Source organism: Streptomyces sp. NPDC050433 (genome assembly GCF_044458565.1).
GTDB lineage: Bacteria > Actinomycetota > Actinomycetes > Streptomycetales > Streptomycetaceae > Streptomyces.
Window position 1 is genome coordinate 37,445 of sequence record NZ_JBITIB010000019.1, and the last position, 26,053, is coordinate 63,497.

Genomic DNA, 26,053 nt, shown 5'->3' on the forward strand with positions numbered 1-26,053 from the left:
CCGGACGGTCCGAGGACGGGACGGTGCATAGGTGGTCCGCGGCTGAGGGTCAGGTCCGCACCGTGCCGCGTTCGTCCGCGAGACGGGCGATGCCGAGTTCGCGGCACAGGGCGTCGAGGTCCCGCAGGACCTGGGTCATCGCGTACGGGCGGGTGAACGTCGCGGTGCCCATCTGTACGGCGGTGGCCCCGGCCAGGACGAACTCCAGGACGTCCCGCGCGGTGCTGATGCCGCCGCATCCGACGACGGGTATCCGGACGGCCGCGGCGGCCTGCCACACCAGGCGCAGCACCATGGGCCGGACCGCGGGTCCGGACAGTCCTCCCACCCCGTTGCCCAGCACCGCGCTCCGCCCGTCCAGGTCGATGGCCATGCCGGGGAAGGTGTTGGCGACGGTCACAGCGGTCGCGCCCGCCTGCTCGGCGGCCCGCGCGATGTCACCGATCGATGTCACGTTCGGGGTCAGTTTGACGATGACGGGCAGCGAAGTGCGTGCCACGACACCCGAGACGACACGCTCCACGGTTGCCGCGTCCGTTCCGATGGCGAGCCCGCCGTGCTCGAGGTTCGGGCAGGAGACGTTCACCTCCAGCGCCTCGCAGGGGGCGTCGGCGAGGTCCTCGGTGACCCGCAGGTACTCCTCCACGGCGAGGCCCCCGACGCTCACCACGACGGGTACCCCGAACGACCGGTAGCGGGGCAGCACCGTGCGGATGAACTCCGCCGAGCCCGGGCTGGGGATTCCCACACTGTTCAGCATCCCCTGCGCGCTCTCGGTGAGCCGGTGCGAGGGGTTGCCGGAACGCCGTTGCGAGAAGAGGGTCTTGGTGACCACGGCGCCCAGCTCGTGTACCGGCAGGAGAGCGGCGAGTTCAGGCCCGAAGCAGCCCGACGCGGGCATGACGGGGTTGGCCAGCCGCAGCGGGCCCAGCGAGACCGCGAGATCGGTCCGGAACGCGGCGTGGTCCGCGAAATGCCGGTCGCGGTCGTCGAGCACCGCGGGACTGTGGTCCTGGACCTCCGTCATGGGACCTGCCTTCTGCGTCAGGGGGATCGAGGAAGAAAAAGGGGGCGGGAGTGGGCGGAAGCCCGCCGTGCCGGTCGGAGTGCGGGCCGCCGACGCGTGGGCCGGCCGGGGTGGCGGGGTGTCAGCCGCCGAATCGCTCGGTGAGCTTGCGCTCGGCCCAGCCGATGAGGGCGTACATGACCCATGCCATGAGACAGAGCAGCCCGAGGCAGATGATCACGAGCTTGATGTCGTCGTTGTCCTGTGCCTGCTTCTCCAGGTAGCCCAGCCCCGACTGCGCTCCGATGAACTCGCCGATGACCGCCGCTGTCACCGCCTGCAGAACCCCCAGGCGCAGACCCACGGCGATGGCCGGCAGGCTGTACGGCAGGTCGATCTTGACGGCTCTGGCGACCGGTCCGATGCGCAGCAGACGGGCCAGGTCGTCGACGCCCTTGGGCACGGACCGTAGCCGCGTCACCATGTTGATCATGACGGGGTAGAACGACACCAGGGCCACGAGGGCGATCTTGGAGCCGACACCCAGGCCCAGCCAGAGCACGATCAGCGGGGCGATCGAGATCTTCGGGGTCACCTGCGCCACGATGACGAGCGGCATCAACAGCCGTTCGACCAGCGGCAAGCGGGTGAAGAGGATCGCCAGGACGACCCCTGCCACCGCGCCGATCAGTACACCTTGGGCCACCTCGGCCAGCGTCTGCTGGACGTGCACCGTGAGCACGTCGTCCCCGGCCAACCGCCAGGCGTGATCGGCTACGGCAGCCGGGCTCGGCAGCTTGTAGGCCGGTATCCCGAAAGCCACCGTGACCAGCCACCAGAGCCCGACACCGGCCAGCAGGGACAACGTGCCGACCACCACCGGCCGGACGGCGTCGGCCGTCCGGCCGGGGCGGGCGGGCGCCTCAGCCGAGGTCATCCGGCTTCACCACCAAGTCACCGGCGTCGAAGGACGTGTCGAGGAGCTTGAACTGCCTCTGGGAGTCGATGGCCTGCTGCCAGCGCGCGAGGTCCGGGGAGCCTAGGCCGTTCTTCTCGGTGTTGTCGGACTGCCACAGGCTCTTGGCGAAGAGGTCCTCGATGATCGTGGTGATGTCCTTCTCCTGGCCCTTGAAGGAGGAGGCGTACTTCTGCACCGACATGTCGACCGCCGCGCGCGGGTTCTTGACGGTGTACTCGATGCCGCTGTTCAGCGCCTTGTCGAACGCCTTGACCGTGTCCGGGTCGTTCTTGACGAAGTCCTCGCCGGCGATGACCACGTTGCCGAAGGAGGGCAGGTACTTGTCACTCAGGATCTGGTTCACGTCGACCCCGGCGGACTGGAGCGCGTAGTAGCGCAGGCGCGAGAAGACGATCGCGTCGACCTGTCCGTTCTTCAGCGCGTCCACGATGACGCCGGTGCCCAGGGTGCGGACCTTCACGTCGGAGAGCTTCAGGCCGGCGCTCTCCAGCATCGCCTGGAGCTGGATGTAGTTCGGGCTGCCGAGGTCGGTGACGGCGACGGTCTTGCCCTTCAGGTCGGCGGGGGACTTGATGTTCGCCGAAGGCTGCGACAGCAGCGCGCCGATGCCCTGCTGGTACGTGGTGTGCACGACCTTGGTCTTGATGCCCTTGCCGTACGCGGTGACGACCGAGTCGCCGTTCGGGAAGCCGAAGTCGACGTTGCCCGACGCCACGTTCTTCACGATGTCGGAGCCCTGGGCGTAGGTGAATTCGACGTCCAGGCCCGCGTCGGCGAAGTAGCCCTGTTCCTTGGCCTCGTACAGCGGGGCGTAGTACGGCACCGCGGCGCCGTCGATCTGGATGGTGATCTTCTTGGTGCCGTCGGACGACGTCTTCGCCGAGTCGGAGGAGCCGGGGCTGCAGGCGGCGAGGAGAGTGGCGGCGGCCACGACGGCGGGAATGCCGACCAGCTTCAGGGGCCTTCTGTTCATGATCTTTCCTTAGGGCGAAGTGGGAGTGAAACTCAGCGGCGTCCGCGCAGGAGCCTGCGCTCGGCCAGGGAGACGAGGCCGAAACCGAGGAGCCCGACCGCTACCGTGATGAGGACCGCGGCGATCAGCAGGGGGGTGTCACTGGATGTGTTGCCGAGCACCATGAGGTATCCCAGGCCGCGTTCGGAGGCGAGGTACTCCGCCAGGAACGCGCCGGTCATGGCGTCGATGACGGCGATCTTGGCGCCGGCCAGCAGCGCGGGCACCGCCGCCGGGAGCTGGATCATCCGCAGGTACTGCCATCGGGACAGATGCAGCAGCCGGCCCAGTGTGCTGATGTCCGCGGGCACGTCCTTCAGCCCGAGCACCGTGGCCATGGCCATCGGGAAGAAGACCAGCAGCAGGATGAGCGCGTACTGCGAGGTCAGGCTGAGACCGAACCACAGCACCAGCAGCGGTGCGACGGCGATCTTGGGAGCCGCCTGGAGCAGCACCATGTAGGGGGCGAGGATCTCCCGGACCGTGCGGGAGGCCCACAGGACCCAGCCCAGGGCGATACCGATCAGTGACCCGCCGACGAAACCCAGCACGATGTTGCGCAGGGTGTAAGTGAGGTTGGGCCACAGCGTGCCGTCCTGTATCAGCTTCAGCCCCGCGTCCAGCACGTCACCGGGAGCGGGCAGCAGATAGGACGGTACGTCGGCCAGCGTGACGTAGGCGCTCCAGGCGGCCAGCACCGCTGCCACGTAGGCGAGCGGCGTGAGTACACGTACGACCCTGCGGGAGGTGCCGCTGTCACCGGGGCCGGACGCGGCGGAGCCCTTCACGTCCCGGTCGGGGCCCCGGCGGCGGGTGAGGGTTTCCATGCTCACACCAGTTCCTGACGGAGCATGCCGGCGAACTTCGCGAATTCGGGCAACTGCCTGGTCTCAGGGGTGCGGTCACGGTTCAGGGGGACGGTGTGGACGGCCCTGATACGGCCCGGTCGTGCCGACATCACGGCCACGCGGTCGGCGAGGTAGGTGGCTTCCTCGACGCTGTGGGTGACCAGGACGATGGTCTTGTGGGTCGTTTCCCAGATGCGCAACAGGTCGTCGTGGAGCCGGTCCCTGGTGATCGCGTCCAGCGCCCCGAAGGGCTCGTCCATGAGCAGGATCCGGGGGTTGTAGGCCAACGCCCGGGCGATGGCGGTGCGCTGGCGCATGCCGCCGGACAGTTCCTTGGGGAACGAGTCGGCGAAGTCGGTGAGTCCGACCAGGTCGAGCAGGGTCGCCACCTGTTCGCGCCCCTGCTCCGAGGTGTCGCGCTGCGCCTCCAGACCCAGGGAGACATTGCGCCGCACCGTGCGCCAGGGAAGCAGCGCCGGCTCCTGGAAGACAAAGCCGATGTCCTTTCCCGGGCGCGGAGGGACGCTCCAGCTCAGGTCTCCTTCGAAGTCCGTGTCCAGGCCGGCCATCATCCTCAGCAGCGTCGACTTGCCACACCCCGAGGGGCCGATGAGCGCGACGATCTCGCCCTCGCCCACGTCCAGGTCGACGTCCTCCAGAGCCACCACCTTCGAGCGCTTGGCGGCGGTGTAGGTCTTGTGGACGCCTCGCACCGACAGGAGAGGGTTCATGCGGACCCCGCCCCCGGAGTCGTGCGGACCGGGACGCCCGCGCCGCGGTGACACCTGTCATCGGCGTGTGTGGGGCGATGTGGCATGAAGATCTCCTCAATAGTCACGGCGGTCGGTGTCCGTACGGAGCCCAGCGGGATCGTTCCGGGCACCGGCACACCACCACCTCGCAGCTTCCGTATCTGGAAAAGGCGTTTCCACTGCGCTGCTCAGAGGTTGGAGGGTTTTTCGGCCACAGTCAAGACCTAGATCTGGCCCGCAATTCGGTGTATACCGTGATGCGGGTTCGATTTTTCGCAGCACAGGGGCCTGCATGACCACAACTCAGATGGCGAAAAGTTACGCCCCCGTCACGCACTATTTCCATCTGTGGAATCCAGGAACTCATACGGAGGTCGTCGCCGATGGCGAGAAGCGCGCAGGATCCATGGCACAGGGGGGCGCCGCCCCATCTCCCGGCCGACGCCGCCGAAGCCCTCCCACCGGTCTGTCTGCTCCCGGGAGACCCCGCCCGGGTCGACCTGGCCGCCGAGGTGCTCGACGACTTCCACATCCTCGGCCAGAACCGGGAGTTCAGGATCGGTACCGGCCGTGCACCCGGCGGCAGGCGAATCGCGGTCTGCTCGACCGGCATCGGAGGCCCCTCCACCGAGATCGCCGTCGTCGAACTCGCCCGGCTCGGAGTCAGGACCGTGCTGCGCACCGGCGGCATGGGCGCCCTGACCGGCCGCATACCGCCGGGCACCGTCTGCGCGGCCACCCGAGCGGTGCCGGGCAGCGGCGCCGCCTCGCACTATCCCGCCGACCCGGCCGGACCAGCGGCCCATCCGGCCGTCCTGACCGCCCTCCGGCGTGCGGCACGCGACCTGCACGTACCGCTCACCGAGATCTCCGTCGCCACGGTCGACTCGTACTACCTCGGGCAGGGACGACCGCTTCCCGGACACGAGGAACGTGCCGCCGCGAGGATGGACGTCCTGCGCGGACTGGGCGTCGACGGACTGGAGATGGAGACCGAGACGGTGCTGGCGGTGGCCGGGGCCCTCGGCGTGCGAGCGGGCGCCGTTCTGGTCGCGCACGCCAACCGTGCCACCGACGGCTGGCTGGAGGACTACCGTCCCGCCCAACTCGCCATGCTGCGGGTGGCGGTAGGCGCCGCGGCGCTACTCTCGGACGACGACGATCCGCAGGCGGACACCGCGGTCACGTCCTGAACAGGGCACGGGTAGCCGCACATCAGTACCGGAGCCACGTACGAGCGGGCGTGACGACGGTGCCAGGACGACGCCCCCCTGTCCCCGCCCGGTAGTCCTTTGGCCTCAACGAACGGACAGACCGCTGAGTACCGACAGTTACACCAGAACGCTGCGCATCCTGCGGGTCATCGCGGCCCAGTTGCGCGGTATGTCGTTGCAACAGTTGCACGAAGAGCTGGGCATCCCGATAGGCAGCCTGCACCGGGTGATGGCCGCGCTCGTCGAAGAACGCTACGTCACCCGCTCCCCCAGCAACCGCCGCTACTTCCTCGGACCGGCCTTCACCGAGCTGTCCACGATGGCCGTCGCCTCACAGGGCACGGCGGTCAGCCCGCCGCGCCCCATGGAAGAGGCCGCCAGGGAAAGCGGCGAGACGGTGTTCCTCACCGAACTGACCGGCACCCGCCTGCTCTGCGTGGCCCTGGTCGAGGGCGTGCACCCGCTCCGCCTGTTCGTTCGGGTGGGCCAGGACATGCCACCGCACGCGGCAGCCTCGGCACGCAGCATCCTCGCGTACCAGACACCCGAGACCGTCGCCATGGTGCTGCGTGCACAGGAGTTGACGGCCTACACCGCGGACACCCCGCACACGGAGGAGCATGTGACCGCCCATCTCGTCCAGGTGCGGATGCAGGGTTTCGACGTGTGCGAGAACGAACTGGACGACGACGTCTGGGCAGTGTCCGCCCCCGTGTTCGGGTCCACCGGCCAGACCACGTCCAGCATCACCCTCGCTGCCGCGGGCCAGCGAATGCGGGACCCGCTGGCCCGCACCCGCGCCACCGAGACGGCCCTGCGGGCCGCCCGCGCACTCTCGATGGAACAGGGTTACGCGGGCACCGCCTCCCCCGCCCGCTTCCGCCCCTCACCCGAACCGGCCGGGTAGGTCCGACAACCACCCCCGGCCACGGACACACGCGACGTCGACGTCTTCGTCGACCTCCCGGACGAAGTCCAGCGCGCGAAGGGTCAGAGCGTGCTGTTGTCCCGCATGCGAGGGATGATCGGAGCATGAGAGGTGATCCTCTGGTGTTCGGTGCGGAGCCGGGCCTACAGGGCTTCGAGGAGGCGGTGACGGAGGCAGCCGTGTCCGTGACGGGTCCTGTCCGGCGGGTCCGGGGCCGAGAAGGCCGCCGATCAAGGCGGCTCCGCGCGGTCGTCGGCCCCGCAGCGGGGGAGGGTCGGTGAATGAAGGATCTCTCCTCAGACGGTACGAAGCGCTCCTGGGCGCCGTGCCGCAGTCGGTCTGGGTGATGTCGGCCGACGGGGTCGTCACTCTGTTGCTGGGCGTCGGGATGCCGGAGAGGCTGTGGCACCCCGACGATGAGAGCTCATGGATGGATGCGGTGCATCCGAAGGACCGGGACTGGTTCCAGCGGGCGTGGCGCAAGGCCAATCAGCAGCGGTCCCCCCTCGACACGATCGTACGAGTACGGCTTGAGGAAGCCCCCGACCGTTTCCGCCACATCAAGATCATCGCTGCACCTGTCCTGGACGGGAGCGGGGAACTGGAATGGGTCGGTACCGCCACCGATGCCGAGGACCACTGGCGCACCCGCATGCGGGAGAAGCTGCTGGCCCGTATGGCACCGGTACCGGCCGCGCACAACCTGTCCGAGGCTTTTCTGACCACTGCGGCAGCCGTCGTACCTGAACTTGCCGACGCCGTCGCTGTCTTCCACGTACAGAGCGACGCCGAAGCTGCTTTTCGGACTTCCGAGGGCGTACCGGCCGCGGCGTCGACGGAGCGGGTGGGGCTGGCCCCCGGACTGCCTCCCATCCATCCGCTGGACGCGGACTTCTTGCTGGGGCCGGCCGCACAAGAGGCCATCGAGAGCCAGGAGGCAGGGCTGCTGACCTTCCCGCCCGGAGGGCCGCCCCAAGACAGTCTTTCCAAGGTCTCCGTCCGGTGGCTGCGGAAGGCCGACGCGACGAGCGTGGCCCTGCTGCCCGTCGTGGTGGACGGCCGGACCGTCGCGCTGGCGACCACAGCGACCTGCCGGGGTAACCCACCCTCGGACGAGGCCGACCTGTACCTGCTGCAGGACGTCTTCCAGCAGATGAGCGGGCCCCTGCGCCGGACGATGGAATTGCAGAGCATCCGCGATACGGCCCTCGTACTTCAGCAGTCCTTCCTGGCCGTCCCGCCGTCCGTCGAAGGTCTCGTCATCACGGCGCTCTACCATCCGGCCGACTCGGCCGCCGAGGTCGGCGGGGACTGGTACGACGCCGTCAGACTCTCGGCCGACTCACTCGCCCTGTCCATCGGCGACATCGCAGGTCACGACGTGGACGCGGCCACCGCGATGGGGCGTGTCAACAGCATGCTGAGGGGACTCGCCTACGACAGTGGACCGGCCGCCAGCCCCGCGGCCACCTTGAGCCGGCTCGACCGCATCGTGCAGGCGCTCGACAGCCCGTCGATGGTCACGGCGGTGCACGCGGTCCTGCACCGGCAGGCGGACGATGCCTGGCACATCGCTCTGTCCAACGCCGGCCACCCGCCACCCCTGCTGATCCCGGCCGACGCGCCATCGCGGTACCTGCACGACCTCACGGCCTCGGACCCACCGCTGTGCGTCGGCGAGGCCCTCCCCCGTACCGACCTCCACGCGGTCATCCGGGAGGGCGACACCTTGGTGCTCTACACCGACGGACTCGTGGAGGTGCCAGGCACGGACATCGGTGACGGTCTCCGGCGCCTGCGTGAGAACACCGACGCACTGGTCCGAAAGGGGGTACCCCAGCTGACCCTGATCCGAGGGCTCCTGCCGCCCGTCCAGAACCGCTGGGACGACATCGCCGTCATCGCCCTGCAAGCCCGGAGGGAGCGGTGAGACCCCGCCGTACCGTGGGCCTTCGCTTGCGCCCGGAACATCACGTTTATACCTTTAGCGAGCCGTCCTTGACCGAAAGAGGCGCCGCATGAATGCTCCGCACGACCGACAGAGCGGACTTGCCACTTCGCGCGCCCACTCCGCCCGCGTGTACGACTACATCCTGGGCGGCAAGGATCACTATCCCGTTGATGTCGAAGCGGGGGACGCCATGTGCCGGCACTGGCCCGCCCTGCCCGTCCACATGAGGGAAAACCGCCGATTCATGCACCGCGCCGGCCGCTTCCTTGCCGAGGAGCGGGGCATCCGCCAGTTCCTCGACGTCGGGACCGGTCTGCCGACCTCGCCCAACCTCCATGAGGTCGTGCAGGAGGTGGCGCCGGAATCACGTGTGGTCTACGTCGACAACGACCCCGTCGTCCTCGCCCACGCCCGCGCCCTGCTGCAGAGCTCAGCCGAAGGGGCCACCGCGTATGTGGACGCCGACATGCACCACCCCGACACCATTCTGGACAGCCCCGAGTTCCGTGACCTCATCGATCTGAACCGGCCCGTCGGCCTGATGGTGATCGGCATCCTGCACTTCATCCTGCCTCCGGACGACCGGCGCCTGATCAAGCGGCTGCTGGAACCGCTGCCGTCCGGCAGCTATCTGGCGATGACCATCGGCACCGCCGACTTCGCACCCGAGGAAGTCAACCGGGTGGCAGAGGAATACCGGCAGCAGAACATGCCCATGGCACTACGCGATCTCCCCACCGCCACATCGTTCTTCGAGGGACTGGAACTGGAGGAGCCAGGAGTCACCCAGGTGCACACCTGGCACCCTGGCCCCGAACAGGCCGGCATCGACGGCCGCGACATCGCCATGTACGGGGCGGTTGCCAGAAAGCCGTGACGCGATCTGCGCCGGTGTCAGCCGCCGGCGTATTGGCCGTGGGCCGCAGGTCGTAGAAGAAGAACTCGCGAATTCAGCCCCGCCCCGCAACTACCTCCGGAAGCGTCCCGGAGTCAGTCGTGCAGCCCCGCCTCCTGTGCCAGCACCGCCGCTTGGACGCGGTTGGTGCAGTCGGTGCGGGTGAGGATGTTGCTGATGTGGGCCTTGACCGTGCCGGAGCTCAGGTGGAGCTGTGCGGCGATTCCGGCGTTGGAGAGGCCGGTGCCCAGCAGCCGGAGGACGTCCCGTTCGGTCGGCGTCAGGTCCGCGATCCGACGGGACGCGGCGTCGCTGTTGAGGCCCGACCGGGTCCGGAAGTCGATGAGTTGGCGGGTGACCTGCGGGGCGAGGACAGGTTGCCCGGTGGCGGCGCGGCGTACGGCGTCGATGAGGTCGCGGGGGCCGGTGTCCTTGAGGAGGTAGCCGTGAGCTCCGGCGCGCAGGGCACGGGTGACGCTCGGTTCCTCGCCGAAGGCCGTCAGCATCACCACCCGGGTGCGGGGCGAGTGGCGGGCGATCTCGGCGGCGCCGGTGATGCCGTCGCCGGGCATGCGGATGTCGAGGAGGGCGACGTCGACGGGGTGTGCGCGGCAGGCTTCGACGGCCTCACGGGCGTCCTGCGCCTCGGCCACGATACGGATCTCGTCGTCGTTCTCCAGGATCAGCCGGATCCCGGCGCGCATCAGCGCCTCGTCGTCGGCGATCAGCACACGGATCATCGGTTCAGTCTAGAACCTGCATGATCAGCAGGGCGAGGGCGCCGCCGGCCGTCGGCAGCAGCACCAGCATCGCCGCGCAGCCCCCGCCCAGGAGGCGGGGCCACGTGAGGACCTCCGTGGACAGCGGGGGCTGGGAGCCCGCCCCGCCGGACACCGGCTCGGACGAATTGGCGTACACGGGCGGCACGGAGGGCCGGGCGGGTATCCGGGCGGAGAGGGCGAAGCCGCCCTCCGGACGCGGTCCGGCGTCGAGGGCGCCACCGAGCAGGCCGACCCTTTCCCGGAGGCCGACGAGTCCGCTGCGGTTCCCGTCCCCGGTCGGACGGGGCACCGGCGGGGCATCGTTGACGACGGCGACCACCACCATGTCCCCCTCGTCGTGGTACGTCACGCGGACAGGCGCGCCGGACGCGTGCTTCAGCGCGTTGGCGAGCCCTTCGCGGGTGACACGGTGGACGGCCTGCCGGGTGCGGGCGTCCGCGTCCGCGGGCCGGGTCGCGTTCCAGTGCAGTTCGGCGTCGGCTCCCGCGCTCCGGGAGTCCGCGACGAGGGCCGAGAGATCCTCGCGGGTTCCTCGCTCGCCGGTCTCCTCGCAGGGCTGGTGGCGAAGGACGCCGAGGATGCCGCGCAGCTCTTCCATGGCTGTTCCCGCGGTGGTGTGCAGGAGTTCGGCCTGGGCGGCCAGCGGGGGCGCCTGTCGTTCGGCGGCGAGTTGGAGGGCTCCGGCGTGCATCGATATGAGGCCGATGCGGTGGCCGAGCAGATCGTGCATCTCGGCGGCGATGCGCGCCCGTTCCTCCATGCGGGCCGCCTCGTCGGTGAGCAAGCGGGCATGTTCGAGGTAGGCATTGCGTTCCCGCAGCAGCCCGGTCAGCGGACGGCGACGCCCCAGCATCAGGCCGGACAGCGCGGGCAGCAGGATGAACAGCGCGCTCACGGCGGCGCCGGCGGCCAGGTACGGCATCGTCGGGAGCCCGCTGAGCGACTGGGCGGCAACCGACGCGAGTACGGAGCCGGCGGCGCTCGCCCCGACCACCCACCAGGCGCGCCGTGCTGGGGCGATCCGGCGCGCAGCGGACCACACGACGCACGGCGCCACCACTGTCGCCCACACGTTCTCCCCGGCGACGACGGGCACGCAGCACAGGATCGTCAGAGCCGGGTACACCCGCCGCGCGGGCACGAGCAGCGCCACCCACACCCCCAGGAGGGCCGTTGGGACCGGGTGGGCCGGCGGTATCAGCGAAATCGGCGTCAGCGAGCACAGCAGGACCAGGCCGACGAGTACGGACTCCGTGACGACGGTCCGCCGGGGCGCGGCGCGCACCGCGTCCCGGATCGCGGCGGCCTCGCGGCGCACCCGCCTCCACGGTCGCACTGCCGGGCTCATGGTTCCCTCCGTGTGGGTGCCGTTCTCAACGGCTCTACTCGTCATACGCGTTGGCGAACCTGTGCGGCCTCAGGCAGCTCGTGCCGCGCCTCCCGGGACCCGGAGCTCCGGCTCCGCCCGCAGCGCGGCGACGTCCACCCCGCTCTCGGTCAGTACACGCTCGATCTCCGCCGCGGACTCCGCGTCCGTCCCGGTCTCGTCCAGCAGGGCGGCCAGCAGGTGGGTCGTGCCGACCGTGGGCGAGCCCTGGGAGGAAGCGGTGAACTGCGTTACGTGCAGGAGCCGTCGGTCGCGGTCGCCGGTGCCGTCGACCACCGGGAGCTCCTCCTCCGCGGCCCCGGTGGAAGAGAACAGGACTCCGGCGACAGCATCCTGCCGTGCACCGTGTCGGCGCAGTAGTTCCGCCCCCTGGTTCGCGCCTGTCAGCTTCTCGGGCAGTTCACGTTCCGCGACGGTCAACGACCGGTCCAGCGCCAGGATGCCGAGCAGTACATCGACGGGCTCCTGCGCCGACGCCCCGCGCCGCACCGCGCCCCGTAGCGCCTCCGCGCGCACCGCGCTCACGACCGCGGAGCCGAACCCCGCGCCGCCGCCGAACACCCAGGCGCTGAGCTTGCGGGTCAGCGGATTGCCGCTCTTCCCGAACGTCCCCGACTTGCGCAGCATCAACACCGAGCCCGGCTCCGGCGTGGTGTCGCTGCCCCGCAACGCGTCGAGCGCGGCCGAGGCGGCGGAGACGTCCAGCTTTTCCACGACCATGGCCTCGCGGGCACGGGTACCGGGCAACTCGACCAGTGCGTGCGCCACATGGCGGACGCGTACCGAAACACTGCCCTCCGCCCTTGCGGTCTCCAGCGCATTGCGCAGAGAGGTCCGCAACGCACCCGTCATCGGCGGGAGTTCAACACTTTCCTGCTCCTCCTTCCCCTTCTGCTGATTCTGCTGATTCTGCTGATGCTTTCGATTCTTCCAGCGCAGCTTCTTGGCCCAGTCCTGCCGGACCTCCCGCCAGACGGAGTCGATCTCCCGCTCGTCGTCCGGGGCTCCCGTTGCGCCGTCACCCGTGTCGTCGCTGACCCACACGGATGTTCCACGGGCTCCGATCGAACCGCTGAGCGATCCGGAGGCCCTCATCCCGGGGGCGATCGCGGAACCCGCGGTCCAGTCGTCCGACACGAGCGCGGCCAGCACGCTTTCCGTACCGACGTCCTCGCGTCCCTGCTTGGCCACGTTGCTCATCGTCTCCAGCAACAGCTTGACGACATCGCTCTCGAACTCGGCGGTCATGCCGGCGTTGCGGTCGGAAGTTCGCTGATCCATCGGGTCGTCCTCTCCCTGGTGTTACCAACCGACAAGAACGCTAGCCCGCGTTCTCCGGCACCGCGTCGGCCGACCTTCCACGCTTCCGGTCCGAACGGCCGGACCTCGCCGCCCGACCCTCCTGTCGGCCCGCGCCGTCACGCAGGTAGTCTCACCAGGCCGCTGTCCTGGCTGGGGAGATGCACAGATGGAACGAGCACACACAGAACCCTCACGCCCGGACGGGTCGCAGCGGATCGGCCCGTACCACCTCGTCACCCGTCTCGACCCGAGTGGCCCCGGCCAACTACCGGTCCCCGTACGCCGGTTCATCGGTCGCAGCGCGGACGGTGACCGTACCGTACTCATCAGCACGCCACTCGACGGCGCCGATCCGGGGCGCTTCCTCGTCGAGGCCGAGGCCGGCTGCCGGCTCCTCGGCCCGTGGGTACTGCCCGTCGCCGAGATCGCCGCCCCGTCCGAGACCCCCTGGTACGCCTCTCCGTACCTTCCCGTACTCCCGCTGCCGGTTGCGCTCGCCGTACACGGCGGCCCGCTGCCCGAGCGCACAGTCCGAGTCCTGGGCACCGCCCTGGCTGAGACCCTTACGGGTGCGCACGCCATCGGCATCACGCACGCCGGCCTGTCCCCCGCCTCTGTGCTCCTCGCCTGGGACGGACCGCGGCTGACCTGCTTCGGCGCGGTCCGCGCGGCGGCCCCGGACGGCGAGCGGCGCACCGGCCTGCCCTGTCTCGATCCTGGCAGCCTGGCCCCCGAGCAGGCATCGGGCGGGCGGCCCCGGCCGGCCGGCGACATCTACGGACTGGGCGCGGTTCTCGCATACGCGGCGACCGGCCACTCGGTCCCCGACTCCGCGGAACTACCCGAGCCGCTCAGGGCGTTGGTCGCGCGCTGCCTGACGCGCGACGCCGCCACCCGTCCGACCGCGCCCGAGGTGCTGCGCGCGCTGTCCGGAGAGTCGTCCACCCCCATGGCGACGGTCCTGGATCCGGCCGGTGCGCTGCCGGTACCGGGCTGGCTGCCGAGCCGGGTGGTCGCGGCCATGGCACGGCAGTCCTCGGAGGTCCTCGCCACGGAAGTCCGTACTCCGATCTCACAGACAGCCAGGATCTGACGCGATGCTCTCCCCTCTGACCCATGACGATCCGGCCGGGCTGGCGGGCTTTCGGCTGCTCGCGCGGCTGGGCCACGGCGGCATGGGAACCGTCTACCTGGCTCGTTCGGCGGGCGGCCGAACCGTCGCGCTGAAGACCATGCACCCGTCCATCGCGACCGACCCGGCATCGCGCACCCGCTTCCGCCTGGAGACGGACGCGGCCCGCGTCATCGGCGGCCACCACGGTGCTTCCGTCGTCGATGCCGACCCCCTGGCGCCCACCCCGTGGCTCGCCACCGAATACGTCCTCGGCCCGCCCCTCGACGACGCCATCGACCTCTGCGGCCCCCTGCCGGAGGTGTCCGTACGCGCCCTGGGCGCCGCACTCGCCGGAGCCCTCGCCCAACTCCACGCCTCTGACGTCGTCCACCGCGATCTGAAGCCCTCGAACGTGATGGTCACCGCCTACGGCCCGAAGATCATCGACTTCGGCATCGCCCGCGCCTCCGGCGACGACCACCTCACACGCGCCGGAGCGGCTGCCGGAACCCCTGCTTTCATGTCCCCCGAGCAGGCCATAGGCCAGGAACACACACCCACGGGCGATGTGTTCGCCCTCGCCGGCGTTCTTCTCTATGCCGCCACCGGCCACGGTCCCTTCGGCACCGGGCAGGCGGCGGACCTCCTCTACCGCGTCCGCTACGCCGACCCGGACCTCACCGGCCTCCCCCAGGCCCTGATCCCGATCCTCGGCGCCTGCCTGGCCAAAGACCCGGACCGGCGGCCCACCACCCACGACCTCGCCGGCCAACTCCACAGCGGTCAGGGCCACTTCGCCGACCATCTGCCCGATGCACTCCTGGCAGACATAGCCCGGCGGGCTTCGGAGGTCTGGCAACACCGGCCGGAGCGGCTGCCCGTCCCCTCGGATCACGCGACGGCCGAGACCGTGCCGGTCACCACCGCACCCGGCCTGAGCCGCCGCAAGCTCTTCACCATCAGCGGCGGTGCGCTGCTCGCGACGACAGGGATCGGCGCGGGTGTGTGGGCATCGACGAGAGAGCGGAACTCGGACACGTCGGAGTCCACCGGCTCGGGCAAGGCTCCCGCTGCTCTGTGGCGGAGAAGCATCGCGACGGCGTCACCGGCGGAGCTGGGACGGCCTCTGGTGGTGGGCGACAAGTTGATCGTGACCACCAGGGACGGAATGAGCGCCGTCGAGGCGTCGAGCGGGAGGAGTCTCTGGTCCGAAAACCAGGTGCTGAGTTCCTGGGACGTGGCCACAGACGGAGAGAACCTCTTCGCGGTGGACTACTCACTGTCCCCGAGGGAAGGACTGCGCATCGCGCAGATCGACCTCGACGACGGAGCTCTGATGGATCCGGCCGTCACCGAGAAGGCGTACAACGGGAAGCTGGTGGGAAATCAGCTTCTCTGTGTCAGCGGTGACGCCGCTTGGCTGCTCACGGCGCGGGTGCGGAAGGAAGACACCGACGAGTCCAGCGGCATCGGTCCCGAACGAGGCTGGCTCATCGCCTCCTTCTCACTCTCGACGGGCAAGAAGCTCACTGAGCTGATCCTGGACGAGCCGGTGCCCGAGGATTACCCGTGGGTGACCGGCGTGCGCGCGGTCGGCTCAAGCCTGGTCCTCTTCTTCCGTACGGAATCGGGCGGGGTCGACGTACTCGTCTGCGACACGCGCACCGGAACCGGCGTCTGGCGGGCACCCCTCGACCTCAACGCGGACGACGCCGCCCGCAGTCCCGTCGCCGTGGACGGCAAACACCTCTACACCTCGTCGGACGCGGTGCGGGCACGGCGCACGACCGACGGCGAGGAAGCCTGGAGCTACCAGGGAGCGGACGTGACCGGGTACGGGCCTCCCACGGTGAAGGACGGAGTCGTCTACGTGGTGGAAGCGGCGGGAGAGGCCGGAGAGGCAGGGGCCGCGGGAGCGCGGGGGCTCGTGGCCATCAGCGCGGACACCGGCGCACTCCTGTGGCGGGAGAAGAATCCCGTGTCGTCCGGCCACGAGCTGAAAGTGGCCCCCAGCGTCGGCGACAAGTACATCTACAAACACTCCGCCGCGGGGCTGCGCGCGATCGATCTCCGGACCCACGAAACCGCCTGGCTCCACCCGGAGCCTCTCGACAGGTTCACCGCCCTGATGACGGCGGGACTGCTCATCGGCGTCGGCGAAGGACCCATGGTCGCTCTACCGCTGGAGCCCTCGGACCATGCCTCCTCGTAGGCTCCCCGCCTCATCCCACGAAGGGCTCGGCAGACACCATGCAACCTCTGAGTTTCGGCGACCCGATCAGGCTTGGGCCGTACCGCATCGCCGGAGTGCTCGGCGAGGGCGGCATGGGCAAGGTGTACGTGGGGCACGACAGTTCCGGCAGCCTCGCGGCCGTCAAGGTACTGCGTCCCGAACTCGCGCACGACCGCAACCTCGCCCAGCGATTCCTGCGTGAGGCCCAGACCGCACAGGCCGTGACCAGCACCGGTGTGGCACGCGTCGTCGGCTCGCACACCGAGGGCGGGCGCCCCTGGATCGCCACCGAGTACCTGTCGGGGCCGACTCTGGAGCAGGCGATCACCGGCCACGGACCGCTGGACGACGCCGGCGTGCGCGCGCTGGCCGGCGCCCTGGCATCGACACTGCGGGAGATCCACGCGGCGGGGCTGATCCACCGCGACCTCAAGCCGGCCAATATCGTGCTCACTTCCTCGGGCCCCCGCATCATCGACTTCGGCATCGCACGCCCCGAGCACGGCCTCACCCTCACCACCACGGGCCAGGCTCCGGCCACCCCCGGATACGGGGCACCTGAGCAGATACTGGGCCAGCGCGTCGGCCCGTCGGCCGACGTGTTCTCCCTCGGTGCGGTACTGGTGTACGCGGCAAGTGGCCGGCAAGCGTACGAAGGTGCGCATGCCGCGGCGGTGCAGTACGAAGTGGTGCACGGAAGCCCCGCCCTCGACGGCGTGCCGCAAACGCTCCGCCCTCTCATCGCCCCCTGCCTGGCCAAAGAGCCCGCCCACCGTCCCCACCCCGCGGCGGTCATCCAGGCATTCGCACCCCCGCGCGGCGCACACCGGTTGTGGAAACAAGGCGTTCTCGGCAAGCAGATCAAGGAGTACGAAACCCGGACTGACCAGCTCACCACTCTGGCCGCCACCACTGCTCCGAGCGCGAAAGGTTCAGGGGCGAAGCCGTCTCGGCGGCGCCTCCTCGCTTCGCTCGCCACCGGCGGAGCGGTACTGGCACTGGGAGGAGGCGCGACGGCCTGGTGGCTGACCAGAGGGCCCGATCTGCCCGCAGCCGCAGACGCCGCGCCGGCCGAGCTGCTCACTTCCGGCGAGTACGAGGCGGGGTCGCCGCCGAGGCCGCTGTGGGGGCCGCTGAAGGCGGCCGCTCCGAGCGCGTTCATGCTGTTGCCGGTACGGGACGTCGTCATGTTCGCCGGTCCGTCAGGAGGACTTACGGCGCACAAGGTGACCGATGGCCGACAGAAGTGGACCCTTCCGCAGGTGTCACCGTCCGCAGGCTTCCTGCGGCTGACGGCCGAGCAGTTCGTCACAGCCGATGCCGAGGGCAACGTCCTCGGCATCGACGCGTCCACCGGTGAGCAGTTGTGGAGTGCCCCGGCGAAGGCGGCCAAACTACTGGCCACCGCACCCGACGCGACGCTCGTGTACGTGCTGACGCAGAACGACGAGGTGGCCGCGGTCGACACCGAGGCCCACAAGGTCCGCTGGACCGCGGGGGCCCCCGCGGGTGCTGTGATCGACCCCGCGGCCGTGGCCAGTGCCGGACACGGCCGAGTGGTCGTCTGCACGGCGGAGGGGCACTACTTCGCCCTCGACTCCGCCGACGGCGACAACGCCTGGCAGTTGGGCGGCCACGCCAGTACGGCGCTGACCCCCGCCGTCGATGAACGATTCGTCTACGTCGGCGGGAAGTCGCTCTTGGCACTCGATCCGCAGAGCGGCGAGGAGGTCTGGTCCGCGGCTTCGCAGTCGCTGAACCCCGATCGGGACGGGTGGGGCTCTCCCGCGATAACCGACGACACCATCGCCGCCATCGACGACAGCAAGCTCTACCGGGTCGACAAGGCGTCGGGCACCGGGGGCCGGATCTCGTGGCCGGACGGCACTCTCCCGTCCCGCACTCCACCGGTCGTCCAGGGCAACACCGTCTGGATCGGCGAGGGGGGCACCTCGTCAGGCGTATCGGCCTTCGGCAACTTCCCGGGCGACGAATCGGACGGCCGACTCATGTGGACCTACGAACCCGAGTCCGAGGGTTCCTGGCACATGGCCGCCGCGGGCAACCGGGTATTCCTGCTTCACAAGGGCTCGGTCGTCGCCCTGCCGGTGTTCTGAACGCACGCTCACTGCCCGGAGGCGCCGGTGCCACCGTAGCGTTGCGGGTCACCCGATCAGCAACCGTCAAGCAACCGGTGAGTCCAGTTACAGCGTTGTGGCGAGGATACGTTCACGCTGCTGGGCAGCCCAGTTGTAGGACGGGTTCATGGCGAGGGCACGGTCGAGGTCGGTCAGGGCTTGCGTGGGTCTGCCGAGTGCCTCGTTCGCCATCGCCCGGCTGCCCAACGCCCAGGAGTAGCCCGGGTCCAGCGCGAGTGCCCGGTCGTACTCGGCTATGGCCTCCGTGTGCCGTCCTTCCTGTCGCAGGAGTTCCCCTCGCTCTCCCACGATCCACGGGTTTCGTGGTGACAGCGTCTGAGCCCTGTCCAGGTCCGTCCACGCCCCGGTGGTGTCCTGCAGCGAGCGCCGTACCTGAGCGCGACGGACCAGGGACCAGATGTGGTCGGGCTTGATGTCAAGGGCGAGATCGAGGTCGGCCAGCGCTGCCGCGGGCCGCCCCTGCGTGTGTGCCACTCGCGCGCGGCTGGCCAGGGCCGGGACATGACCGGGATCGATGCCGAGCACCTGGTCGAAGTCCACCACCGCCGCCTCGGGGTGACCGGCGATCCTGTTCGTCTCGCCCCGGTGCCAGAAGGCGCGCACGCCGGTCACCCGTCGTTCGACGGCCCGGTCGTGGTCCGCCAGCGCCTGCTCGTACTGGCTGAGTGCGCGGTGTACCAGCGCCCGGCCCGTATACGGACGAGCCCGCTGCGGGGCCAGCGCGATAGCCCGGTCGAAGTCGGCGAAGGCGTCCGCGTACCTCCCCGCGTCGCTGCGTTCCTCGCCACGGATCACGAAGGCGCTCGCGCGGGCCCCGTCGTCGAGTTCCGTCCGGGACAGCAGCATGCCGAGCAGCTTCTCGACACCCCGCTGTTCGTCCCCCAACGCGGCCAGGCAGCCGGTTCCCCAGTCGCGCAACGCGTCGTCCGCCGTGGCCTCACCGGCCTCGGCGAACACCTGGGCCCAGCGTCGTGCCGATTCCGCCCCTTCGCCGCATGCCGCGGGACCGTCGTTCAGCGCCTGCGCGAAGGCCGGCCGCTGCTGGGCGCACAGCAGGTGGTAGATCTCCTCCAGGCGCTCGACCCACCATGCTTCTCTCTCCACCTGCTCCCCGTACGCCAGTCCCGCCCCGGCGGACTCCCGCCGCTGTCCGAACGACTCCGCCAGGCGGCCATGGGCCGCACGCCATCGATCGGGTGACACGGAACGCCGGAGCCGCAGCATCGGGTCGCGTACCACGTCGTGGTAGTGAGCGAAGCCTCCGCTCTCGCTCACGAACGGCAGGGTGCGCAGCCAGTCGTACAGAGCGGTCGGGTCGGAACTTCCCGCGTCACTGACAGCGGACATGAAGATGTCCTCGTTCAGCCTCCGTGGCAACGCTCCGGCAAGGGCCGCCGCGCGGCGGACCGGGTCTCGCTCCCATTTCAGGAAGCGCTCGACGGCGGTGGCGCTGGGATCGTCCACATCGCCCGGACGAGCGGCGTTCTCCGCGAGCGTGGAGAGCAGGACGGGCAGGCGGCGGGAGAGCCTGAGTACGTCCCGCACCACCTTCTCGTCCCGCACTCCCTTGGCGGCCAGGAGCTGCCGCGCTTCCGGCTCGGTGAAGGGCGCGAGCGGGATCTCGGTCACCAAGTCGGCGTGGTCCGCCCAGCAGTTGGGGTCGAGCGGGCCCTGACCGGACAGTGTGATCACGGCGTTCGCGGGCAGCGAGCCGTGGCGTCCGCCGATGACGAGATCGCGCAGCCACGTGTCGAGGAACGGTCCGGTGCGTTCGTACGTGTCGAAGAAGATCGCGATCCATGGAGCGTGGGACGCGACACGGTCCAGTTCGGCGACCAGGGTCGGCGTGAGGGCGTGGATCGGTTCGGAGAGAAGCTGCGCGTCCTCCGGCCTGCCTGTACGAGTACTGAGGGCGGCCCGTACCTGGTCGGCGCCGCGAGCGAGCTGAGCCGGGTCGACGGCGGCGGCGAGGGCGCCGACCGCCGGCACCATGCCGAGGCCGATCAGGCCGGCCTGCGCAGCGGTGAGCGATGCGGCCGTCGGACCCTGCTCGGGCTGCGCGAGCGACGCGGCTGACGCCTCGTCCCGCCGACGGCGGTAGGTCGCGAGCATCCGGTCGAGCGCCTTGAGCGGGTGCCCCAGCCGCGCGAACCGCGCGGTCAGCGCTTCCAGCACCTCGGGCACGCTGTTCACGGCCTCGTCGACCGTGACGGTGAGCGCCTGGCGCTCGTGCGCGATCCGGACGAGTTCGCGTACGAGGGTCGTCTTACCCACGCCGGCGTTGCCATGGATATGGAAGACGAACCGATGCTCCGGGTCTTCCGGTCGCGTGTCGAAGTTCGTGCGGAAGAGGTCGAGTTCACTACGCCGTCCCACGAATCCCGCATGCCGGCGGATGTTGATGAGCTCCTGCATCGACGGACGCGCACTCCCAGCCATGCGTCTCAGTCTGGCAGCAGGGCAACGGCTCTGACAGACCGCTCTCACAGACCGCTCTCACAGACCGCCTTGGCAACCGTGCCTCGTGGTGCGACATGTCCGGGTGGCAGGTTGCCTGCCGAAGCCGCACCATGAGCGTGAGGGTTCCCGCATCCGTGGGATCGCGCAGCCGCCGACTTCGGTAAAGGCGTAGCGCGGGGCCGGGGGCAAGGACGCATGCACCGTCCCCTACGAGCGGAGAAAAAACCATGACCGGAGAAATAAACCTGGCAAGCGACTATCCGATCCTGGGCGCGTTCTGGACGGTCCTCTTCTTCGCCCTGAGCGTGTTGTGGTTGATTCTGCTCTTCAGAGTCATCGCCGACATCGTCAGGGACGACATGCCCGGAGGAGTCAAGGCCGGCTGGCTGCTGTTCGTCATCCTCCTTCCCTTCCTCGGGGTCTTCGTCTACATCGCCGTCCGCGGTCGCGGCATGGGAAAGCGTGAGCAGCACCACGCGCGGGCCCGACAGCGCGATTTCGACTCCTACATCCGCGCGACTGCCGGAAGCGACGGCAGCAGCCATGCGGAGCAACTTGCGAAGCTCGTCGAGATGCATGACAAGGGTGCCCTCTCGGATCAGGAATTCGAGAAGGCGAAGACCAAGGTTCTCCACTGACGCCGCCAATCCCGGCGCCTGGTGGACCGATTGGGTACGGAGCGTCCCTATGACGAAGTTCCTCATCCAAGCCACCTATACCTCCGAGGGCGCGAAGGGCCTGCTCAGCGAAGGCGCGAGTGGTCGGCGGGCCGCCGTCGAGCAGGTCGTCACCGGCCTCGGCGGGACGGTCGAGGCCATGTACTTCGCCTTCGGGGAGGACGACACCGTGCTCATCGTCGATTTCCCCGACCCGGTCTCCATGGCCGCTGTCAGTCTCACCGTCAAAGCCAGCGGCGGGCTCCACACCCGGGCCACCCCGCTCCTCACCATCGACGAGATCGACGAGGCGGCCCGCCGGCAGGTGAACTTCCGTGCCCCCGGCCCGTAACCCGGGCCACTCTCCGAGGCTGACCCCCGCCGCGCGCCGTTACAGTTGACGGCGACTGACGGGGGCGGCTGTGGACTACGGGGTGTTGGGCCCGCTGGCCGTGCGGCGGGACGGCGTCGCGGTCGAACTGGGGACGCCGAAAGGGCGGTTACTCCTGGCGGTTCTGCTGTGCCGGGCGGGTCGGGTCGTCTCCGGCGATGCGCTGGCGGAGGCGATCTGGGGCGCCGAGCAGCCGAAGAGTGCCGCCAAGAACGTGCAGACCTACGTCCACCGGCTCCGGCAGCACCTGGGGGATCCGCGGCGTATCGCCAGGGAGGGTCCTGGTTATCTATTGCGCGCCGGACGTGACGAGTTGGACGCGGCGCGGTTCGAGGATCTGGTGGACATGGCCCGAGCTGCGCTGGCCGCCGGTGATCCTGATCAGTCTCGGCGGCTCTTCGACGAGGCCCTGGGCCTCTGGCGGGGGCCCGCGTTCGCCGGGCTCGCCGACGTACCGGCCCTGACCTCGGAGGCCGCTCGCCTCGACGAACTGCGGCTCGGCGTACTCGAAGAGCGAATCGACGTCGACCTGCGGCTCGGCCGGCACGGCGAGCTTCTCGGTGAGCTGACCGCACTGACGATGGAACACCCGTTCCGTGAGCGGATGTGGGCCCAGCTCATGCTCGCGCTGTACCGCTGCGGCCGGCGGGCGGACGCGCTGCTGGCCTATCTCCAGGTCCGCCGCATCCTGGCCGAGGAGACCGGCCTGGAGCCCGGTCAGACGCTGCGGGACCTGCACCGGACCATTCTCGGTGAGGATCCCCCACATCCCACGACCGCTCTCCCGGTCGCGACCGGGAAGCCGGAACACCGGAACGCCCACAGCCCCCGGATGCTGCCTCCGACTCTCGGCGACTTCAGCGGCCAGCAGGCCGAGTTGGCGGAGATCGAGGCGGTGCTCCGCACGGACCGCGCCGCCGATCAGCCGGCCGCCGTGGTGACGGTCTCGGGCCCCGGTGGGACCGGCAAGACCGCGCTCGCGGTGCAGGCCGCGCATCGCCTCAAGTCCGCCTATCCCGACGGGCAGTTGTTCGCGGCGCTGGCCGGTACACGTACCCAGCCGGCCGAACCGGCCACCGTACTCGGCCGCTTCCTGCGCGCTCTGGGCGTGCCCGCCACCGCGGTGCCGGACGATCCGGAGGAGCGTACGGATCTCTACCGGAGCATGCTGGCGGAACGCCGGATCCTGGTGGTGTTCGACGACGCCTTCGACGAGGAGCAGTTGGCTCCCCTGATGCCGGCCAGCGGTACGTGCGGTGTGATCGCCACCGGCCGCGTGCGGCTGGGCGGTCTCGGCGGCGCGCACCGGGTCCCGCTCCACGAGATGTCCGCGGCCGACAGCCTGGCCATGCTGCGCGGCAGCACGGGCGACCGGCTGGCCTCGGCCACCCGGGCCGAGCTGTCCGCACTGGTCGGACTGTGTGCGCGGCTGCCGCTCGCGCTCCGGATCGTCGGTTCGCTCCTGGTGTCACGACCGCATTGGCACCTGGCGGACCTGGTGTCGCGGCTGGCGGACGAACAGCACCGACTGGACACGCTCCGCTACCGCGATCTTGAGGTACGGGCCAGTTTCGGGCTGAGTTACGCGGGACTCCGGCCCGAGGCGCGACGGCTGTTCCGGCTCCTCGGGCTCCTGGAGGCACCCGATTTCCCGCTCTGGGCGGCAGCCGCCGCGGTCGACACCGAACTGCGCGTGGCCCAGGAACTCCTCGACGAGCTGGTCGACGTCCATCTGCTCGACGTCACCGGAACGCCGAACGGCCAGGCCCGTTACGGTTTCCACGATCTGATCCGCGCCTTCGCGAGGGAACGCGCGGAGATGGAGGAGCCGGTGGAGGCGCGGGACGAGGCCGTCGTCCGCGTCCTCAGTGCCCTCCTGGCCCTCACGGACATCGCGGACCGAGACCACATGGGACAGAACAGGTTCCAGCGGGACGCCTCCCGTTGGCGGCCGGAGCGGGTGGAGGAGAGCCTGCCGCCTACTGTGACGCCGATGGTGTCGCTGGATTCGGAGCGTATCCCGCTGGTGGCGGGTGTGCGGCAAGCCGCGCAGCTGGGCAGGGACGAGCTCTGCTGGGAGCTGGCCGTGGGCGGGCAGGCGCTGTTCGAGACCGAGCGGTACTTCGACGACTGGCAGGAGTGCTACGGGACGGCGATGGGCCTGGCCACGGCCGCGGGCAATGTGCGAGGCCGGGCCAGACTGCTCATCTCGATGGCCGGACTGTGCTACACCCGGCGTCGGTACGGTCCGGCCGAGGAGTCCAACACCGAGGCCATGGGCCTGTTCGAGCGGATGGGGGACCGGCGGGGCTACCTGGAGGCGCTGGGCAACGCACCGTTCTTCCTCGTACCCAACGGCCGTCTGACCGAGGCGATCGCGGCGGGCTGCGAGGCCTGGGAACGGCTCATGGCCGCCGGGCAGGAGGCGGCGGCACTGCACGCGTACTCTCAGGTCGGCCTCGCTCACCTGCAGGCGGCGAGACCCGAGGTCGCGGCAGAGGTTCTCGCGGAGATCGTCGCCGGGGCGCGGAAGCAGGGAATCCGGACCCTGATCGCGCGGGACACCTACTGGCTCGGCCAGGCGCAACTGGCACTCGGCCGGCATGCGGAGGCGGCGGAGTCGTTCACCGAACTGACCGCGCACGTACGGGACATCGGGCCGTCGGGGACGTTCTACACCGCCCACGCATGGGGCTGTCTCCATCTGGCCCGAGGTGAGTACGCCGATGCGCGCCGCCGGCTGCTCGAAGGCGTCGAGGTCGCGCGCACGAGCCATGACCCCATGTTCGAGGCCCGTGTTCTCGTCGACCTGCTCGATCTCCGGCTGTACGACCCGGACGACCGTGACGATCTGCGCGCCGCGATCGACCGGGGGGAGCACGCGGTCGAGGTGGCCCGCGGTATCAACTACCCGTACCTGCTCGCGGGCGTTCTGGAGAAACTCGCCGGGTTGCGGGCCGCGGCGGGAGACGACGTCGCCGCGCGGGATCTGACCGACGAGGCGGCTGCCGTTCGGGCCAGGATCCACTGAGCCCGTACCCCCGCTCACCTCGTATTCCCGGCATGTGCTCGCCGTATTCCGCGGTGTGTCACGGTGCGCCTCAACAAGGCAATCGAACCTTCGAGGCTGTCGGATGGGACAGCTCTCGTGAGCAGTGAGGTAACAGCAGTGCAAAAGGGACGCATCGCAATCGCGGCCGCTCTGGTCACCATGGCGCTCGGGCTCTCGGCCTGCACCGACGACGAGGAGGGGTCGGCCGCCAAGGACACGCCGGCGGCGTCGACCCCGGAATCCGACCCGGACCCGGACCCGGCCACGTCCGAGCCTGGCGACGAGGGCGCGGACGCCGGTGACGACGCCCCGGCCGACGGGGACACCACCGCGCCGGGAACGGAACTCAAGGTCGGCGACAGGGCTGTCGTTCCGTTCGAGTACACCAGCGACAAGAAGGGCACCATCGCCGTGACCGTCACGGCGATCGAGAAGGGGGCCGAGTCCGACATGGCCGCCTTCGGCGAGAAGGCAGCGGGCATGACGCCCTACTTCATCAAGATGAAGGTGGAGAACGTCGGCGGCACCGATCTCTCGTACGCGTCGCTCAAGCTGAACGGCGTGCTGGACGGCGGCGGCACCACGGGCGTCGTGCTGATCGGTGACATCCCGGACAAGTGCGACAACGAGACCGCGCCCACCGAGTTCAAGACCAAGGGCGCGTCGTACGAGACCTGTTCGCTGAGCGCCACGAAGGGCGAGGCCGTCACGGCCGCCTCCTTCGACGAGGGTGACGCGTACAGCGACGAGCCGGTCGTCTGGGCCAACTGAGAACCGGAATCGGTTGGTCCCTCATGTGCTGACCCACCGACCATGTCCGTCCCGCGCCGGTCGGTGCGGGACGGCCTGGGCCGCTTCCGTTGTCCCCGAACTCCCACGGGATTGTTCGTGATCGGTAACGGGCGCATCCCGTGGTCGGCGCCCGTCGTCCT

At 69.8% G+C, this 26,053-nt stretch carries 20 protein-coding genes; 11 read left to right on the forward strand and 9 right to left on the reverse strand.

Annotated features, from left to right (window positions below):
• Positions 1–49 precede the first annotated feature (49 nt).
• The 5 genes from ACIBLA_RS23100 to ACIBLA_RS23120 form a co-directional block, all read right to left on the reverse strand.
• Complete coding sequence (locus tag ACIBLA_RS23100; RefSeq protein ID WP_399199696.1) at positions 50–1,027, reverse strand: dihydroorotate dehydrogenase; 978 nt, start codon at positions 1,025–1,027, stop codon at positions 50–52.
• A gap of 121 nt (positions 1,028–1,148) precedes the next feature.
• Positions 1,149–1,943 (reverse strand): ABC transporter permease, encoded by a 795-nt coding sequence (locus tag ACIBLA_RS23105; protein WP_399199697.1) that lies wholly within the window; start codon positions 1,941–1,943, stop codon positions 1,149–1,151.
• On the reverse strand, positions 1,930–2,958 hold the full coding sequence (locus tag ACIBLA_RS23110) for an ABC transporter substrate-binding protein (protein ID WP_363240440.1): 1,029 nt from the start codon (positions 2,956–2,958) through the stop codon (positions 1,930–1,932). The genes ACIBLA_RS23105 and ACIBLA_RS23110 overlap by 14 nt, the downstream gene beginning before the upstream one ends.
• Before the next feature lie 32 nt (positions 2,959–2,990).
• Complete coding sequence (locus tag ACIBLA_RS23115; RefSeq protein ID WP_399199778.1) at positions 2,991–3,824, reverse strand: ABC transporter permease; 834 nt, start codon at positions 3,822–3,824, stop codon at positions 2,991–2,993.
• A gap of 2 nt (positions 3,825–3,826) precedes the next feature.
• A complete protein-coding gene (locus tag ACIBLA_RS23120) occupies positions 3,827–4,576 on the reverse strand; it encodes an ABC transporter ATP-binding protein (RefSeq protein ID WP_363240441.1) in 750 nt (249 codons plus the stop codon).
• 404 nt (positions 4,577–4,980) lie between these two features.
• Between ACIBLA_RS23120 and ACIBLA_RS23125 the strand changes: the two genes are divergently transcribed.
• The 4 genes from ACIBLA_RS23125 (at position 4,981) to ACIBLA_RS23140 (ending at position 9,567) form a co-directional block, all read left to right on the forward strand.
• On the forward strand, positions 4,981–5,790 hold the full coding sequence (locus tag ACIBLA_RS23125; protein WP_363240442.1) for a nucleoside phosphorylase: 810 nt from the start codon (positions 4,981–4,983) through the stop codon (positions 5,788–5,790).
• Between the two features lie 151 nt (positions 5,791–5,941).
• Complete coding sequence (locus tag ACIBLA_RS23130) at positions 5,942–6,718, forward strand: IclR family transcriptional regulator (protein WP_399199779.1); 777 nt, start codon at positions 5,942–5,944, stop codon at positions 6,716–6,718.
• Between the two features lie 298 nt (positions 6,719–7,016).
• Complete coding sequence (locus ACIBLA_RS23135) at positions 7,017–8,669, forward strand: SpoIIE family protein phosphatase (protein ID WP_399199698.1); 1,653 nt, start codon at positions 7,017–7,019, stop codon at positions 8,667–8,669.
• An 88-nt stretch (positions 8,670–8,757) separates the two neighbouring features.
• Entirely contained in the window at positions 8,758–9,567 is an 810-nt protein-coding gene (locus ACIBLA_RS23140; protein WP_399199699.1) for an SAM-dependent methyltransferase, read from the forward strand.
• 113 nt (positions 9,568–9,680) lie between these two features.
• On the opposite strand, the gene ACIBLA_RS23145 is transcribed toward ACIBLA_RS23140, so the two are convergent.
• The 3 genes from ACIBLA_RS23145 to ACIBLA_RS23155 all read right to left on the reverse strand — a co-directional run bounded on the left by ACIBLA_RS23145 (position 9,681) and on the right by ACIBLA_RS23155 (position 13,035).
• The gene (locus ACIBLA_RS23145) at positions 9,681–10,325 is read right to left on the reverse strand and encodes a response regulator transcription factor (RefSeq protein WP_363240445.1); all 645 of its coding nucleotides are present in this window, start codon (positions 10,323–10,325) and stop codon (positions 9,681–9,683) included.
• A gap of 4 nt (positions 10,326–10,329) precedes the next feature.
• Positions 10,330–11,715 carry a sensor histidine kinase gene (locus ACIBLA_RS23150; RefSeq protein ID WP_399199700.1) on the reverse strand — a complete coding sequence of 462 codons (1,386 nt, stop codon included), beginning with the start codon at positions 11,713–11,715 and terminating at the stop codon, positions 10,330–10,332.
• A 69-nt stretch (positions 11,716–11,784) separates the two neighbouring features.
• The gene (locus tag ACIBLA_RS23155) at positions 11,785–13,035 is read right to left on the reverse strand and encodes a Clp protease N-terminal domain-containing protein (protein ID WP_399199701.1); all 1,251 of its coding nucleotides are present in this window, start codon (positions 13,033–13,035) and stop codon (positions 11,785–11,787) included.
• 187 nt (positions 13,036–13,222) lie between these two features.
• Here ACIBLA_RS23155 and ACIBLA_RS23160 point away from each other — a divergent pair, with 187 nt between their 5' ends.
• The 3 genes from ACIBLA_RS23160 to ACIBLA_RS23170 are packed head-to-tail and all read left to right on the forward strand — an operon-like array spanning position 13,223 to position 18,520.
• Positions 13,223–14,149, forward strand: coding sequence for a serine/threonine protein kinase (locus tag ACIBLA_RS23160; protein WP_399199702.1), 927 nt, complete (start codon positions 13,223–13,225; stop codon positions 14,147–14,149).
• Between the two features lie 4 nt (positions 14,150–14,153).
• Complete coding sequence (locus ACIBLA_RS23165) at positions 14,154–16,382, forward strand: PQQ-binding-like beta-propeller repeat protein (protein WP_399199703.1); 2,229 nt, start codon at positions 14,154–14,156, stop codon at positions 16,380–16,382.
• Between the two features lie 38 nt (positions 16,383–16,420).
• Positions 16,421–18,520, forward strand: coding sequence for a PQQ-binding-like beta-propeller repeat protein (locus ACIBLA_RS23170; protein WP_399199704.1), 2,100 nt, complete (start codon positions 16,421–16,423; stop codon positions 18,518–18,520).
• A gap of 87 nt (positions 18,521–18,607) precedes the next feature.
• Here the strand turns inward: ACIBLA_RS23170 and ACIBLA_RS23175 are convergent, their stop codons facing one another.
• Positions 18,608–21,001, reverse strand: coding sequence for a tetratricopeptide repeat protein (locus ACIBLA_RS23175; protein WP_399199705.1), 2,394 nt, complete (start codon positions 20,999–21,001; stop codon positions 18,608–18,610).
• Positions 21,002–21,249: 248 nt separating this feature from the next.
• Between ACIBLA_RS23175 and ACIBLA_RS23180 the strand changes: the two genes are divergently transcribed.
• The 4 genes from ACIBLA_RS23180 (at position 21,250) to ACIBLA_RS23195 (ending at position 25,892) form a co-directional block, all read left to right on the forward strand.
• On the forward strand, positions 21,250–21,660 hold the full coding sequence (locus tag ACIBLA_RS23180) for an SHOCT domain-containing protein (protein WP_363240452.1): 411 nt from the start codon (positions 21,250–21,252) through the stop codon (positions 21,658–21,660).
• Between the two features lie 49 nt (positions 21,661–21,709).
• Positions 21,710–22,030: a GYD domain-containing protein gene (locus ACIBLA_RS23185; RefSeq protein ID WP_399199706.1), complete on the forward strand. Its 321-nt coding sequence runs from the start codon at positions 21,710–21,712 to the stop codon at positions 22,028–22,030.
• 70 nt (positions 22,031–22,100) lie between these two features.
• Complete coding sequence (locus ACIBLA_RS23190; protein ID WP_399199707.1) at positions 22,101–25,100, forward strand: BTAD domain-containing putative transcriptional regulator; 3,000 nt, start codon at positions 22,101–22,103, stop codon at positions 25,098–25,100.
• 138 nt (positions 25,101–25,238) lie between these two features.
• On the forward strand, positions 25,239–25,892 hold the full coding sequence (locus tag ACIBLA_RS23195; RefSeq protein ID WP_399199708.1) for a hypothetical protein: 654 nt from the start codon (positions 25,239–25,241) through the stop codon (positions 25,890–25,892).
• Positions 25,893–26,053 lie beyond the last annotated feature (161 nt).